Annotated in this window: 13 protein-coding genes; 3 read left to right on the forward strand and 10 right to left on the reverse strand. The window is 57.8% G+C overall.

The genetic code is table 11. From position 1 onward, the window contains the following. Positions 1-21: 21 nt before the first annotated feature. On the forward strand, positions 22-1,284 hold the full coding sequence (locus AAF463_RS00055) for a DUF3748 domain-containing protein (protein ID WP_350261318.1): 1,263 nt from the start codon (positions 22-24) through the stop codon (positions 1,282-1,284). Here AAF463_RS00055 and AAF463_RS00060 read toward each other — a convergent pair. Then, positions 1,262-1,621, reverse strand: coding sequence for a YceK/YidQ family lipoprotein (locus AAF463_RS00060; RefSeq protein ID WP_304622225.1), 360 nt, complete (start codon positions 1,619-1,621; stop codon positions 1,262-1,264). The genes AAF463_RS00055 and AAF463_RS00060 overlap by 23 nt on opposite strands. A gap of 286 nt (positions 1,622-1,907) precedes the next feature. Between AAF463_RS00060 and ibpA the strand changes: the two genes are divergently transcribed. Then, positions 1,908-2,321 carry a small heat shock chaperone IbpA gene (gene ibpA / locus AAF463_RS00065; RefSeq protein ID WP_101763888.1) on the forward strand — a complete coding sequence of 138 codons (414 nt, stop codon included), beginning with the start codon at positions 1,908-1,910 and terminating at the stop codon, positions 2,319-2,321. A 46-nt stretch (positions 2,322-2,367) separates the two neighbouring features. Here the strand turns inward: ibpA and AAF463_RS00070 are convergent, their stop codons facing one another. The 6 genes from AAF463_RS00070 to AAF463_RS00095 are packed head-to-tail and all read right to left on the reverse strand — an operon-like array spanning position 2,368 to position 8,085. Further along, a complete protein-coding gene (locus AAF463_RS00070; protein WP_350261319.1) occupies positions 2,368-3,273 on the reverse strand; it encodes an EamA family transporter in 906 nt (301 codons plus the stop codon). A 21-nt stretch (positions 3,274-3,294) separates the two neighbouring features. Further along, positions 3,295-3,795 carry a YbaK/EbsC family protein gene (locus AAF463_RS00075; protein WP_350261320.1) on the reverse strand — a complete coding sequence of 167 codons (501 nt, stop codon included), beginning with the start codon at positions 3,793-3,795 and terminating at the stop codon, positions 3,295-3,297. A gap of 27 nt (positions 3,796-3,822) precedes the next feature. Beyond that, on the reverse strand, positions 3,823-4,623 hold the full coding sequence (locus tag AAF463_RS00080) for a hypothetical protein (protein ID WP_192236807.1): 801 nt from the start codon (positions 4,621-4,623) through the stop codon (positions 3,823-3,825). 5 nt (positions 4,624-4,628) lie between these two features. Beyond that, positions 4,629-5,336 carry a class II glutamine amidotransferase gene (locus AAF463_RS00085; RefSeq protein ID WP_350261321.1) on the reverse strand — a complete coding sequence of 236 codons (708 nt, stop codon included), beginning with the start codon at positions 5,334-5,336 and terminating at the stop codon, positions 4,629-4,631. Continuing rightward, positions 5,324-6,601 (reverse strand): ATP-grasp domain-containing protein, encoded by a 1,278-nt coding sequence (locus AAF463_RS00090; RefSeq protein WP_350261322.1) that lies wholly within the window; start codon positions 6,599-6,601, stop codon positions 5,324-5,326. Before AAF463_RS00090 ends, AAF463_RS00085 begins: the two co-directional genes overlap by 13 nt. Before the next feature lie 17 nt (positions 6,602-6,618). Continuing rightward, positions 6,619-8,085 (reverse strand): hypothetical protein, encoded by a 1,467-nt coding sequence (locus tag AAF463_RS00095; RefSeq protein ID WP_350261323.1) that lies wholly within the window; start codon positions 8,083-8,085, stop codon positions 6,619-6,621. Between the two features lie 196 nt (positions 8,086-8,281). Between AAF463_RS00095 and AAF463_RS00100 the strand changes: the two genes are divergently transcribed. Continuing rightward, positions 8,282-9,715, forward strand: a complete 1,434-nt coding sequence (locus tag AAF463_RS00100) for a PLP-dependent aminotransferase family protein (protein WP_350261324.1) — start codon at positions 8,282-8,284, stop codon at positions 9,713-9,715. A 72-nt stretch (positions 9,716-9,787) separates the two neighbouring features. On the opposite strand, the gene AAF463_RS00105 is transcribed toward AAF463_RS00100, so the two are convergent. The 3 genes from AAF463_RS00105 to AAF463_RS00115 all read right to left on the reverse strand — a co-directional run bounded on the left by AAF463_RS00105 (position 9,788) and on the right by AAF463_RS00115 (position 13,426). Continuing rightward, the gene (locus AAF463_RS00105; protein WP_192236810.1) at positions 9,788-11,035 is read right to left on the reverse strand and encodes a valine--pyruvate transaminase; all 1,248 of its coding nucleotides are present in this window, start codon (positions 11,033-11,035) and stop codon (positions 9,788-9,790) included. Positions 11,036-11,117: 82 nt separating this feature from the next. Beyond that, positions 11,118-12,092, reverse strand: a complete 975-nt coding sequence (gene ghrB, locus AAF463_RS00110) for a glyoxylate/hydroxypyruvate reductase GhrB (protein ID WP_192236811.1) — start codon at positions 12,090-12,092, stop codon at positions 11,118-11,120. A 50-nt stretch (positions 12,093-12,142) separates the two neighbouring features. Then, positions 12,143-13,426: an MFS transporter gene (locus AAF463_RS00115; protein ID WP_101763879.1), complete on the reverse strand. Its 1,284-nt coding sequence runs from the start codon at positions 13,424-13,426 to the stop codon at positions 12,143-12,145. Between the last annotated feature and the right edge of the window lie 76 nt (positions 13,427-13,502).

Below are 13,502 nucleotides of genomic sequence, written 5' to 3' on the forward strand. Positions count from 1 at the left end.
TGTTAGATGGAAGGTTGCCTCATGTCAGAAAAACAAATCACCTTTGCCGCGCGTCATCATCAACTTACCAACATCAACGTCTGGACCGGCGACAGCCAGTGGCTGGCATTTGATGTGCGACCTTCCGGCGCCTCTTTTACCAGCCTGACTATCGAGCGCGTCAACGTGGCGAGCGGTGCCGTTGAAGTGCTGTATCAGGCTCGCGATGGCGCACACGTTGGCGTGGTCACCGTCAGTCCGGATCTGCCGCCGCGTTACGTTTGCATTCATGGTCCGGAACATCCGGATGCGCACTGGCGCTACGATTTTCATCACCGACGCGGCGTGATCGTGCAGCATGGCATCGCTGAGAACCTCGATGCCTGCGATATCACCGCGCCTTACACGCCCGGCGCGCTGCGCGGTGGCTCGCATGTCCATGTTTTCAGCCCGGATGGTTCGCGCCTGAGCTTTACCTACAACGATCATGTGATGCATGAAAAGGATGCTGGCGACGACCTGCGTAACGTCGGCGTGGCCGTGCCGCTGCATCCGGTGTGTCCGCCTAAACAGCATCCGCGTGAATATGAGGGCAGCCATTATTGCGTGCTGGTCAGCCAGACGCAGCGCGATCCTCAGCCGGGCAGCGACCAGATTGACCGCGCCTATGAAGAGTGCTGGATCGGGAATCAAGGCTATCAGAAAGCGGATGGCAGCTGGCAGCGCTGGGCCATCGCCTTTATCGGTGATACGCGCGCCGCCAACGGCGACAAAGTGCCGGAAGTGTTTGTGGTGGATCTGCCCGCCGCGTTAGCCGATTACGCCAAAGCGGGCGCTTCGCCCTTACAGGGCACGGCGGATAAATTGCCTGCGCCGCCAGCTGGCGTGCAGCAGCGACGCATCACGCACACCCATGGCCTGGCGCTGCAACCGCGCCACTGGCTGCGCGCCTCCGCGGATGGCAGCGCCATCGCCTTTTTGCTGGCGGACGAACAGGGCGTGATTCAGCTGTGGACTGTTTCACCGAATGGCGGCCAGCCACGCCAGGTGACGCAGCTGGCGAGCAGCATTCAGTCGGCCTTTAGCTGGCATCCACAAGGCGGCGCGATATGCTTTATCTGTGATAACAGTGTGATGCGCTGTGAAATGGCGACGGGAGCCTGTACGCGCTTAACGCCACGTAGCGATCATGCGCCATCCGGTGATGCAGTGGTCTGGTCGCCGGATGGCGAAAAGATCGCTTATATGCGGGAAGTGGACGGCTGGCGGCAGCTGTTTTGCGTCAGTGCGGCTGCGCGGGCATAGACGCGGCGGTCGCCAGGCTGGCTTGCGTGCCGGCCATTTTTTCGCTCTGCATCACGCGCTCGTGAATCGAATCCTTACTTTTATCGTCGTCAGAACGGAAGTAATCCCACGGCAGCAGCACGGTGTCCATCACCGCTGAGAACGGGAGATCGATCAGCGCCAGCGGCTTGATCGCCCAGCTGGTGTTGTCGTCAGTGATCATCTCTGCGCTGGCGCGCGTGCCGGGATAGTAGCCCTGACTGGCGCCAGTGTGAGACATAACGCTGGAGCAACCTGAAGTAACAAAGGTACTGCAAACCAGCACAGCTGTGAGTGGAAAGCGTTTCATCATATTCATCATCATCATCCCTTCAGTCATGGCATGGCCCTGGCTGGAGTGTGTCACCTGACGTTAAGCAAAGCTCTGTGGCTGCGTCTTGGATCTCAGGCGATTGGTCCCCTGAGTGTATGTCATATCGTCAGATTTGCTTTAAAAAAATACGCATCAGCCCTTGAAAGCGACCAGGCTGCACCCACTTTTAAGGAACGGTCTTGTTGCTGTTGCCGGAAGGGACAGCAACGGACTGCACAACCTGTCCATGGTGGAAGGTTGCCTAAACTTGCTGAATATCAGGAGTCTTATTATGCGTAACTTTGATCTCACCCCACTTTATCGTTCTGCCATTGGTTTCGATCGCCTGTTTAACCTGCTTGAGTCCAACCAAAACCAGGCCAATGGTGGCTACCCTCCGTATAACGTTGAGCTGGTGGATGAGAATTTCTACCGTATCACCATTGCCGTGGCGGGCTTTGCTCAGAGCGAGTTAGATATCACCTCGCATGACAACGTGCTGGTGGTGCGTGGCGCACATCCTGAAGAGCAGCCGGAGCGTAAATACCTGTATCAGGGTATCGCCGAGCGCAACTTCGAGCGCAAATTCCAGCTGGCCGATCACATCACGGTGCGCGATGCGCGTCTGGAAAATGGTCTGCTGAGCATCGATCTGATTCGCATTGTCCCGGAAGAGGCGAAACCGCGTCGTATCGAAATTCTGTAATCAGGATGTGAGTTAAAAAAACGCCGCTGAAAAGCGGCGTTTTTGTTTAGGTGCGCACCAATAATCGCTGACTCACCATGCCGCCAAACACATTCACCAGCAGGCCGAGGATGATCACTGAAACGCCGATCATCTGCTGAATCGACAAGGTTTCACCGAGAATCAGCGCCGCACTGAGAATCCCCACCACCGGCACCAGCAGCGACAGCGGTGCCACGCGCCAGGTTTCATAGCGGCTCAGCAAATTACCCCATATCGCGTAGCCGACAATGGTGGCGATAAAGGCGAGATAGATCAGCGCCAACACCGTTTGCAGTGAAATGTGCAGCAGGCTGGTGACAATCGCCGCTTCGCCATCGAACAGCCATGAGCAGGCAAAGAACGGCACGGTCGGCACCAGCGCACTCCACACCACCAGCGACATCACCGGCACTTTGCGGTTACGCAAAATGATTTTGTTGGTGATATTGCCGAGGCCCCACGACAGCGCCGCAGCCAGCGTCAGCATCATGGTAGTGAGCGTAATGCCCGCTGTGGTTTGGCCTGCCATGCCTGCGGTTGCCAGCATAAACATGCCGAATGTCGCCACTAAAATGCCGACGATATGATTCCAGCGTAACTTCTCCGCCAGGAACAGCGCCCCCAACAGCAGCGTGAAGAAGGCCTGCGCCTGTAACACCAGCGACGCCAATCCTGCCGGCATGCCCAGCTTGATGGCGAGGAACAGAAAGGCGAACTGGCCGAAGCTGATGGTCATGCCGTAGACGATCAGCCAGCGCAGCGGAATCGCCGGACGCTTCACAAACAAGATCGCCGGAAACGCCACCAGGCTAAACCGCAATCCCGCCAGTAAAAAAGGCGGCATATCCTGCAGGCCCAGCTTAATCACCACAAAATTCACGCCCCACGCCACCACAACCAGCAGGGCTAACAACATATCTTTCACTGACATACACAGTCCTTACTGCCGCGATCAGGCGGTTGCCGTCACCGGTGTTGCGATCTCGGCACAACATTCATCACCGACAACCTTAAAGAAATCATCCACCTGTAAAGCCACGGAGCGATCCAGTGCCCCGGCGTTAAACCACAGCGTGCCGACATCGCGCAGGCGCATATCGACGCGCAGCGCCAGCCGATCATCAAAACTAAACGGCGGCACCGCGCCCATCACGCACTGGGTTAACTCCTGCGCTTTCTCTGGCGCCGCAAAGCTCGACTTCTTGCCGCCAATGGCACGCGCGGCGCTCTTGAAGTTGATCTTGCAGTCGCCTGGCACAATCGCCAGCAGATAGCGCGCATCCGCGCCATCCGGCATCGTCACTTCCAGCACCATCGCTTTGGCCGCCTGATTGAGATCGTTACCGCGAATCTCGCTAATCAGGTCGGTCTGGCCGATGGCTTCATGCTCCACCACGCGATAACGCGCCTGATGGTGATCCAGCAGGGCCGCTACTTTTTCATAGGTATTCATGTTCGTCTCCTCGTCGAAAACCTGGCGTTAACTCCAGGCGATGGCGTGTTTCATTTTTTTGTCGGTCAGGCCAAAGAAGAAGCCCATGGTGATGCGCGTGTCGCCTTCCACGCGATCAATTTCGTGATAAAACGCTGGATTAAACAGATAGATATCGCCACTGCGCGGTGAGAACTCGCACACCTCGCTGTGCTCGATGACGCCGGTTTGATAACCCAGTTCACCCGGCGTTTTGTACCATTCATCCACCGGCTGCCACTTCTTGTTGAAGATGCGCAGCGCGCCGCCGGCGTTGCACTCTTGCAAACAAACCACGCAACTCAGCTGGTGCAAGATGCGGGTCACCGCCAATCCGCTGCCGGCGGCATCGCGCACGATGTTGTCGTTATGCAGGGGATTGGCGACGCCGTCAGCGTGGAAGCGCACAATCGAACCGGCGTAATCGCCCAGCTCGGGTTCGTTGGCGGTTTGCAGGCTTTCCAGGCGCAGCGCGTGCTGCACCCAGTTGTAGATCTGATCGCGCAGGCAGTGCAGCGACGACGGCAGCGCGTGCTGAATATCGCGCAGCTCGGTGAAGTAGTTTTCCGGCGCAGCGGTGTGCTTCGCCAGATAAGGGCCGAGCGTGGTCAGCGCGCCGTTTGGATAGTGCGATACCCGCACCTGTTCGCGGCACTGCTGCAAATCCTCCACCACCGCTGCGCGCACGTCCGGCTTGAGGAAGTTACGTAACACCAGCAGCGGCACGCGCGCCGTCACGATGTCATCCAGCCAGGTGCTCTCCACAAACATGTTTGGATGAATAACGCGGATCTGATTGAAAATCGCCATGTTGATCACTCCCCAATTGGAAATTCATGAAGTTCATGGTTGTTCATACGACGCCATTCAGACGCCGTGCCCAGTGCTGAAATAGGTTCAGAAGAGATGAAAGTAGTGTCGTTTTTCTGTAAGCGGTGCAGCGTGAAATAGTTGGGATAGGGCGTGTCGTCGGGATGCCATTGCCACGCCCAGGCTTTATCGCGGGTGACAAAAATGGCGTTGGCCGAACTGCCGCCCGGCGCGACCTGCGCCATCTTGTCGCGCAGATAATCGCGGGTGAAATCGGCGGGCGTGGCGCGATCCACCATATATTCGAGATACTCCGCGGAATCGAAACGCGACTCCGCCATGCCCAATTGCTGATAAACGGTGGGCAAAAAACCGTTATGCATCATGTACCACTGCGTGTCGCCGCTGGTGCGCCACAGCGGATGGGAAAATTCGATAGCGTGATTTTTGCTCAGCGTGGCGTGGCGCACATGCACCGCCAGAAAGCGGCCGCGCAGGCGATCAACATCAATGGTCGGCAGCGCATCGGCGAACGTGCCGGTGCCGTGCAGCGTGCGAATGTGCCCTTGCTCCAGCCATAAACAGCCCCAACCGTTGGGATGCTGTTTAATCGGACCTTCGTGCGTGGCGGTTTCGCCGCAGCTCATGGCACGCGCGGCGTCCAGCACTGCGGCGGCATCAAATTGGCCGTGCGCCACAATCATTCTGCACATAGTAAATCTCTCCGAATGGTGAGCGATGAGGCCTCAAGGATCTGATGGAACACCGCCAGAATGTCGTCGCGGCTGGTGGCTGCGAGACGCAAGGTGGCGAGAATGCCGGCGTGGCGGGTTAAATCGGCATACAGCGAAGAGCGTGGCGAAACTGCCAGCGCGGGCAGATTGAGCGGCGGCAACAGCTGACCGCGCTGATGCTGTGCGATCCAGCGCTCAGCCGCGTCATACTGTAGGCGCTGACGCAAACGCACGCGGCCCACCGCCTGCGGCTGCGCCGGAAAATGCAGCGGCGGCATGCCGTGACCGGCTTCGATGTGGAACGCCACTTCCGCCCAGTTGATGCCGGTGACTTCCTGCACCAGATTCACCACGCCCATGCCGGAAAGGCGGAAGCCCATTTCAAGGAAATGCGGTTCGCCGTTGACCAAAATGAAGTCGATGTGAAATGCGCCCTGACGATAGCCGAAGGTTTCGCAGCAGAAGCTCATCAGGCTGCTAAAGCTGGCGGGCAGTTGCTGCGCGGCGACTGCCACATGGCCGGATTCGTAAAAACTGACGCAGCCGTCTGCATCGCTATGGTGTTCGATCACCTTTTGGCAGCAGGTCAGCGCCACCGCATGGCCGTCCGCCACCACGCCTTGCAGCGAATACTCATCGCCCGCCAGCCAGCTCTCCACGATAAAACCGCTGAAGCCGCGCCCGCCGTAATTCATGGTGTCGACCAGCTTGCCGATCACCGCATCAAGCTGGCTGGCCTGTTTCACCAGCCAGACGCCAAGACCGCCGCCGCCGTCAACCGGCTTGATCACGCAGGGATAGAGCAACGCGTCTCGCGCATCCCGAATGCTGAGCGGCGAGGCAAAAAAGCGAAACTCCGGCTGCGGAAAGCGCTGCCAGGCTTTGCGCAACGCCATACGCTGCGCGTACTTATCCGGCGGAATAAAGCTGGCACCAGCGTCGGGCCCCGCCAGCAGTTCGCGTACGCGACCGGCGCTGGCGTTGTAAGCTTCAAAGCCCGCCAGCACCACGTGAGGATGCTCCATCAACCCGGCATGCAAACAGGCTTGCAATACATCCCACGGATTTTCCGGGCGATCGAGCCGCACAATCAGATCGAACGGCAACGGGATGCTCAGCGATTGGTAATCGACGAAATCGCCCATCTCCGCCAGCACGGTAAAGTAGCCGTCGCGTTTGGCCACCGCGCAGTAAGGATTTTGTCCGTCGCGGGTGGCGCCAATCTGCAGGAAAATCTTTCTCATCGCGTTGCCTTACCGGGTTAACGCCCGGAGATCACTTCAGTGACGACGTCGTGCATGACCCCGTTATTCACCTGAATCACTGCTTTGTGCGGGTCAAAACGCAGCACGCGCGAAAGCGCATCGCCGCGCTGATCGTCCAGCAGTGAACTCACCTGCTTGCTACGCCAGCAGTGACGCATCTGCGCCACGGTCAAACCAGAGCGTTGCTCCAGCTGCTGCGCCAGCCCCAGGTCGTCGCTTTCGCCGCGCAGCAAGGCGCGCACCGCCGCTTCGTCCGGCGCATCGACTAGCTGCTGCAGCCAGCTTTTCAGCTGATTGCCTTCGGCGATAAACGGCGAATAGATCATGCAAACCAGTTGGTTTTCATTGAGGCCAAATGCCTGTTCGGCGAACTGCGCAGCACGCTGGCGGGCGCGCTTAATCGCTTCATCGTCCTGATAACGTGCCGCCATCTCATCAATCAGCTGCGGCGGGAAATCTTTTTTCACCATCAGCCCGAGCGCAAAGCGCACATATTCGCGAATGCCTTCGGCGTAGCTGCGCTGCAACAGCGTCTCCGCACGCAGACCGCGAATATGTGCCATTAATGTCGGGTTCCCGCAGTCCGATTCGGAGAAGCTGAACATCAGTTCATCAAAGCGGAAATGCATAAATTCAGTCAGCAGCGCCCAGTGCGCGCCCGCTTCATAGGCGGTGTCCTGATAGATATTGAAGAACAGCGGATCGCGTTCCAGCTGCCAGGTAATGCGGTGCGCGGGCGTCACCTGATCGGCACCGTAGATATCGGCGAAATAGCGCTCGGCCACGCCATCCAGCGTCTGCAGGAAGCCGCTAAAGCCGCGCGATTTATCCGCCACCGGAGCCGCAAACAGCCGCGAAAGATGGCGCGCCCACGCCAGATAAGCGGTTTGTTCCTGCGGCGAATCGCCGGTGATGATCACATCAACGCCGCCGTCGTAATGCGCCGCCAGGCCAAACGAGTTCACCATGCTGAGATTGCAGGCGTTACAAAACGTGGAACGCGCATCGGCGCGGAAGCGATGGCCATTCATCAGCACATCGTTGCGATTCTGCTGGCGCACGCTGTCTGGCATCGGTAAATGGCGATCGAAGTGGCGGATTTGCAGGCCGTCAGTCACCAGACATTCGGTAAAGTCATCATCGTGGATGTGCAACGCGCGATACACGCGATCGATATTCTCCATTACGCTGTCGTTCATTGCCGCATGGCGGTTGGTGCTAATGCGCAGCTGAAAGGTGCTGCCATGTTGCTGCCAGATCAGCCCCTGAATGTAGCGCACGTACGCCACCATATAGCTGCTGTCTTTGCCGCCGCCGTAGGCCAGCAGCACGCGGTTATTCTCCGGGTGAGTGGCATCCGGGAGCGCGGCAAGTAAACGGCGTGAACAGTGTTGCGCGGAATCAATAATCGTGGGGGTGAGATATCCACTAATCTCTCGCATCAGGGTGGACAGATTATTCATTTTTCACTTCATCCTTTGGCTAAAAAGTCGCTGCTGCCGTGCTGGCGGCATCAGACGGGAAATGGGCCACGAAGGTGCTACGGAATGAATGCCTTAAAGACGATTGCGCGGATTATCAATTAACTAATGCAGCCTAAAGTACTTTGAATGTAATCTGGTGAAAACGCACAGATCCGGACGAAATAGGGTGGAACAGATGGCGGGTGAAACGGAACAGGGCAGTCGTTACCGTCAAATCGCAGAGCAGATAAAACAAGCCATTCACAGCGGCTCGCTGCCGCCCGACAGCCGTTTACCGTCGGTGCGCACGCTGGCGATGCAGTACAGCGTCAGCATGACCACCGCGCTGAAAACATTACGCACGCTTGAGGATGAGCACTACGCGGTGGCGCGTCCCAAGTCCGGTTTTTTTGTCGCCCCGCGGCCTGTTAATAAAACCTTTCCCACGGTCATCAACGAGCAAGCGCGCGAAGTGGCGCCGCTCGATGAGCAGACCGAGCTGCATCTGGCGATGCTCGGTTCAGACTGCCGCGTGCGGCTGGATCTGGCCAACGGCGACCTCTCACTCTATCCGGTGAAGAAGATTGGTTTGCTGATGCGCCAGATGGGTTACAGCAAACCGGCGCTGCTGGGGAATACCGTAAAAGGCACCGGTTATGCGCCGCTGAAAAATGAAATTGCACGCCGCGCGGTGGATTATGGCTGCAATATCAATGCGGATGACATCCTGATCACCAACGGCTGCATCGAAGCGATTTCGCTGGCGCTACGCGCCACCACGCGGCCAGGCGATATCGTCGCGGTGGAATCGCCGTGCTATTTCGTGTTGCTGCAGATGCTGCATAACCTCAATCTGCGGGTGATTGAGGTGGAAGCGGGGCCGGAAGGCTACGTCAATGTGGAGAAACTTACTTCGCTGTTCCAGCGCAAAGCGGTGCAGGCGTATCTCACCATCAACAACATCAATAATCCGCTCGGCAAAAGCATTCCCAACGAGCAGAAAGCCTATATCGCGCGTCAGGCCGACGAGAACGATGTGGTGATCATTGAGGATGATATCTTCGGTGATACCGCGTTTGGCGAGCGCCGTCCGTTCCCGATGCGTGCCTTCAGCCCGAACGCTATTTTGTGCAGCGGCTTCTCGAAAACGGTTGCGCCGGGCATTCGCATCGGCTGGGTGCACAGCAGCAACTACATGCGCAAAATCGCCTCGCTGAAATACACCACCAGCATGGGCACGTCGGTGTTGTCGCAAGCAGCGATTGCCGAACTGCTGCGCAGCGGCGGCTATGATGCGCATCTGCGTAAGCTACGGCGCGAGTTGAAGAATCAAATCCAGCATATGCGTCAGGCGGTGCTGCGCTACTTCCCGCCGGGCACGCGGGTGTCTGATCCTGAAGGCGGCTATGTGTTATGGGTGGAAATGCCGATCGGTGCGCTGAATGTGCGCGCGCTGTTTCTCAAGGCGCGCAACGCGGGTATCGGTATCGCGCCGGGCCACATTTTCGCTACCGATCACCGCTACGATCACTGTTTTCGACTCAATGCCGGTTTTGGCTGGAATGCCGAAGTGGAGCAGGCGATTCAGCAGCTGGCGCAGTGGTGCCAGCTATCTATAACGCAGGGATAGCGCAATAGATTGCGCCGCTACGGAATGTGCACACAATCGTAGCGGCGCGATTCATCGCGCGATTTTGAAGCTTTAATTCTTAAACGCGGCTTCCAGCTCTTCCGCCAATATCTGCACCGCGCGCTCAATCTTCTCCGCATCCGGCACATAGTTCATGCGCATGCATTGATGGGTGTGCGGCCATTCGTGCTCCAAACCGGGGAAGAAGAAGTGGCCGGGCACCATCAGCACGCCACGCGCTTTCAGGCGCTGATACAGCGTTTCGGTGCTGATCGGCAGATCGCGGAACCACAGCCAGAGGAAAATCGCGCCTTCGGGTTTATGAATCAGGCAGCGATCTTCCGGCAAATAGCGGCGCAGAATCGCAATCGTCTCGCTGACTTTGGCCTGATAGAACGGCTTAATCACCTCTTGCGACAGCCGCAGCAAATCCCCGCGTACGATCATCTCATTAGCAATCGCTGGGCCGATGCTGCCCGGCGCCAGGCTAATAATGCCGTTCATGTTGCCAATGGCGGTGATAGTGCTCTCATCGGCGACGATAATGCCGCAACGTGCGCCGGGCAGGCCAAGTTTCGACAGGCTCATGCACAGAATGGTATTGGGATTCCACAGCGGGCGCGCTTCGCTAAAGATGATGCCGGGGAACGGCACGCCGTACGCGTTATCAATCAGCAGCGGTACGCCGTGCTGCTGCGCCAGCGCATCCAGCTGCAGCAGTTCATCATCGGTGATCACGTTGCCGGTTGGGTTGGTCGGGCGCGAAACGCAGATCAGGCCGACATCGTCATTCAGCGGCAAATGGTCGAAATCAACGTGATATTTGAACTGGCCTTCCGGCAGCAGCTCAATGTTTGGCTTGGCGGAGACAAACAGATCCTCTTCCAGACCGGCATCGGCGTAGCCGAGATATTCCGGTGCCAGCGGGAACAGCACGCGCTTTTTGCTGCCGTCGGCGCGACGTCCGGCGAACAAGTTGAAGAGATAGAAAAACGCGCTCTGGCTGCCGTTGGTCAGCGCGATGTTTTGCGCGGTTAATGGCCAGCCAAGTTCCTCACGCAGCATCTTCGCCAGCGCATCCAGCAGCAGCGCTTTGCCGCGCGGACCATCGTAGTTGCACAGCGCTTCGCTCAGCTGGCCGTCCTGATGCATCTGCATCAGCAACTGGTTGAAATAGTCGTTCATCGCCGGGATCTGCGCCGGATTACCGCCGCCAAGCATGATGGTGCCGGGCGTGCGCAGGCCTTCACCCATGTCTTCCATCAGACGTGAGATGCCGGAGTGTTGAGTAAATTTGTCGCCGAACTGAGAAAAGGACATAGGAAGTTAAAACGTTGTGAAATCGAATGGGGAACCACCATAGCGCCCGCCGCTGGCAGGCGCAATGGATAAAGCAGCAAGCTTAGCCTTGGATCTGCGGGTTAACGCAGTTTTTCTCGACTTTACCGCTCAGGGCGGCGATCAGGTTATCTACCGCGTCGCGCGCCATGCCGTAACGGGTTTCATGGGTGGCGGAACCGATGTGCGGCAGCGCGACCACGTTCGGTAGCGTCAAAATCTCAGCATCGGCGGGCACCGGTTCAACTTCGAACACATCCAGACCGGCGGCGTGGATAGTGCCGTCTTTCAGCGCCGCCGTCAGCGCCTGCTCATCCACCACCGGACCGCGACCGGCGTTGATCAGAATTGCGCTTGGCTTCATCAACTTGAGCTGCGCCGCGCCAATCATATGGTGCGTCTGTTCGGTCAGCGGCAGGCTGATGCAGACAAAATCACTCTCTTTCAGCAAGGTTTCCAGATCGCAGGCACGCGCACCAAAGCGGGTTTCCGCCTCTTCATGCTGACGACGCGCGTTATAGAGAATGTTCATGCCGAAGCCAAAGTGCGCACGCTGCGCCAGCGCGAGGCCGATGCGGCCCATGCCGAGAATGCCGAGGGTTTTGTGGTGCACATCGATGCCGAAATGATCCGGTCCGATGCTCTTTTTCCACTCGCCGTTTTTGACCCACTTATCCAGCTCGGTCACGCGACGCGCGGTGCTCAGAACCAGCGCCATCATGGTATCGGCGACGGTTTCGGTCAGCACGGTTGGTGTGTGCATCAGCAGCACTTTGCGTTGATTCAGCGCATCAACGTTGAAGTTATCGTAACCCACCGACACGGTGGAGCAGGCGCGCAGCGCGGGCATTTTTGCCAGCAGCTCGCCATCCACTTTGCCGCCAGAGCCGAGCAAACCTTGCGCCTGTTCGAACTGTGCCGCGTGTTTTTCGATAGTTTCCGGGGAAATGTCGTGCACTTCAGTGACGGTGAAATGGGCATCCAGTTTGGTGCGCAGGTCATCTGGCAGGCTCTTATAAAGAATCACAGCAGGTTTCATCTTTTGCTCCCTTTAAAATGTAGGGGAGGCGTTAAGGCCTCCCGAATCGATTACGCGTGCTTCGCCCCGTGAACGGGCGGCGGCGTTTTGTTCTGGGCTGGTTTGACGATCAACGTCAGCCAAACCGAAGCCAGCAGCGCAGCACCCATGAAAATGTAGGAGGCGGCAGGCGAACCGGTCGCGCCATTAAGATAGCCTACAATCCACGATCCGACGAAGGAACCCAGTGCGCCCATGCTGTTGATTAATGCCATCGCACCACCGGCGACGTTGCGCGGCAACATCTCCGGAATGATGGCGAAGAACGGACCGTAAGGCGCATACATCGCCCCACCGGCAATTACCAGCAGCGTATACGACAGCCAGAAGTTGCTGGAGCCCACCAGGTACGAACCGAGGAACGCCAGCGCGCCAATCAGCAGCAGCGGCCAGACAAACAGTTTACGGTTCTGAGTTTTATCCGACGCCCACGACACCACGATCATCGCAATGGTCGCCACCAGATACGGCACCGCAGACAGCCAACCGGCTTCCACCATGCCCATCTGCGAACCGTTACGCAGAATGGACGGCAGCCACAGCACGAAACCGTACACGCCGATGCTCCAGGCAAAATATTGCAGGCACAGCAGGATCACGTTGCGATTACGGAACGCTTCACCGTAGTTACGTACCGCTTTAATCCCTTCCTGCTCTTTTTGCAGCTGCGCCTGCAGCGCGGCTTTCTCGCTTTCGCTCATCCATTTGGCCTGGGCAGGTTTGTCCTGCACCAGGAACCACCAGGCCACCGCCCAGATCACTGCCGGGATGCCTTCAATGATAAACATCTCGCGCCAGCCAAAGGACTCAATCAGATAGCCAGAAACCACCGACATCCACAGCACCGTCACCGGATTACCGAGGATCAGGAAGGTATTGGCGCGCGAACGTTCGGATTTGGTAAACCAGTTGCTGATATAGATCAGCATCGCCGGCATCACCGCCGCTTCCACCACGCCGAGCACAAAGCGGATCGCCGCCAGCATCGGAATGTTGCTGACCACGCCGGTCAGCGAGGCGCAGCCGCCCCATAAAATCAGGCACCAGAAAATCAGCTTCTTCACGCTGCGACGTTCGGCGTACAGCGCGCCGGGGATCTGGAAGAAGAAGTAGCCGAGGAAGAACAGGGCGCCCAGCAGCGATGACATGCCTTTGGTGATGCCGAGATCGTCATTTATCCCTGCGGCAGAGGCGAAGCTAAAGTTCGCCCGGTCCAGATACGCCAGACTGTAGGTGATAAACACGATGGGCATGATAAACCACCAGCGTTTTGGCGCGATTGTCTGCGATTTCATGGGTGACTCCTCTGGTTGAGGTGGACGCATTCAGTGGATGCGCCTCGCGATATTGTTGTAGTGGGTACAGCTATTT

The organism is Pantoea sp. BJ2 (genome assembly GCF_040255075.1).
Taxonomy (GTDB): domain Bacteria; phylum Pseudomonadota; class Gammaproteobacteria; order Enterobacterales; family Enterobacteriaceae; genus Pantoea; species Pantoea leporis.

What these genes read in the sequence shown, in the direction of transcription:
- AAF463_RS00055 (WP_350261318.1), top strand. Translation starts at nt 22, where the DNA reads ATGTCAGAAAAACAAATCACCTTTGCCGCGCGTCATCATCAACTTACC.
- AAF463_RS00060 (WP_304622225.1), bottom strand. Translation starts at nt 1,621, where the DNA reads ATGAATATGATGAAACGCTTTCCACTCACAGCTGTGCTGGTTTGCAGT.
- ibpA (WP_101763888.1), top strand. Translation starts at nt 1,908, where the DNA reads ATGCGTAACTTTGATCTCACCCCACTTTATCGTTCTGCCATTGGTTTC.
- AAF463_RS00070 (WP_350261319.1), bottom strand. Translation starts at nt 3,273, where the DNA reads ATGTCAGTGAAAGATATGTTGTTAGCCCTGCTGGTTGTGGTGGCGTGG.
- AAF463_RS00075 (WP_350261320.1), bottom strand. Translation starts at nt 3,795, where the DNA reads ATGAATACCTATGAAAAAGTAGCGGCCCTGCTGGATCACCATCAGGCG.
- AAF463_RS00080 (WP_192236807.1), bottom strand. Translation starts at nt 4,623, where the DNA reads ATGGCGATTTTCAATCAGATCCGCGTTATTCATCCAAACATGTTTGTG.
- AAF463_RS00085 (WP_350261321.1), bottom strand. Translation starts at nt 5,336, where the DNA reads ATGTGCAGAATGATTGTGGCGCACGGCCAATTTGATGCCGCCGCAGTG.
- AAF463_RS00090 (WP_350261322.1), bottom strand. Translation starts at nt 6,601, where the DNA reads ATGAGAAAGATTTTCCTGCAGATTGGCGCCACCCGCGACGGACAAAAT.
- AAF463_RS00095 (WP_350261323.1), bottom strand. Translation starts at nt 8,085, where the DNA reads ATGAATAATCTGTCCACCCTGATGCGAGAGATTAGTGGATATCTCACC.
- AAF463_RS00100 (WP_350261324.1), top strand. Translation starts at nt 8,282, where the DNA reads ATGGCGGGTGAAACGGAACAGGGCAGTCGTTACCGTCAAATCGCAGAG.
- AAF463_RS00105 (WP_192236810.1), bottom strand. Translation starts at nt 11,035, where the DNA reads ATGTCCTTTTCTCAGTTCGGCGACAAATTTACTCAACACTCCGGCATC.
- ghrB (WP_192236811.1), bottom strand. Translation starts at nt 12,092, where the DNA reads ATGAAACCTGCTGTGATTCTTTATAAGAGCCTGCCAGATGACCTGCGC.
- AAF463_RS00115 (WP_101763879.1), bottom strand. Translation starts at nt 13,426, where the DNA reads ATGAAATCGCAGACAATCGCGCCAAAACGCTGGTGGTTTATCATGCCC.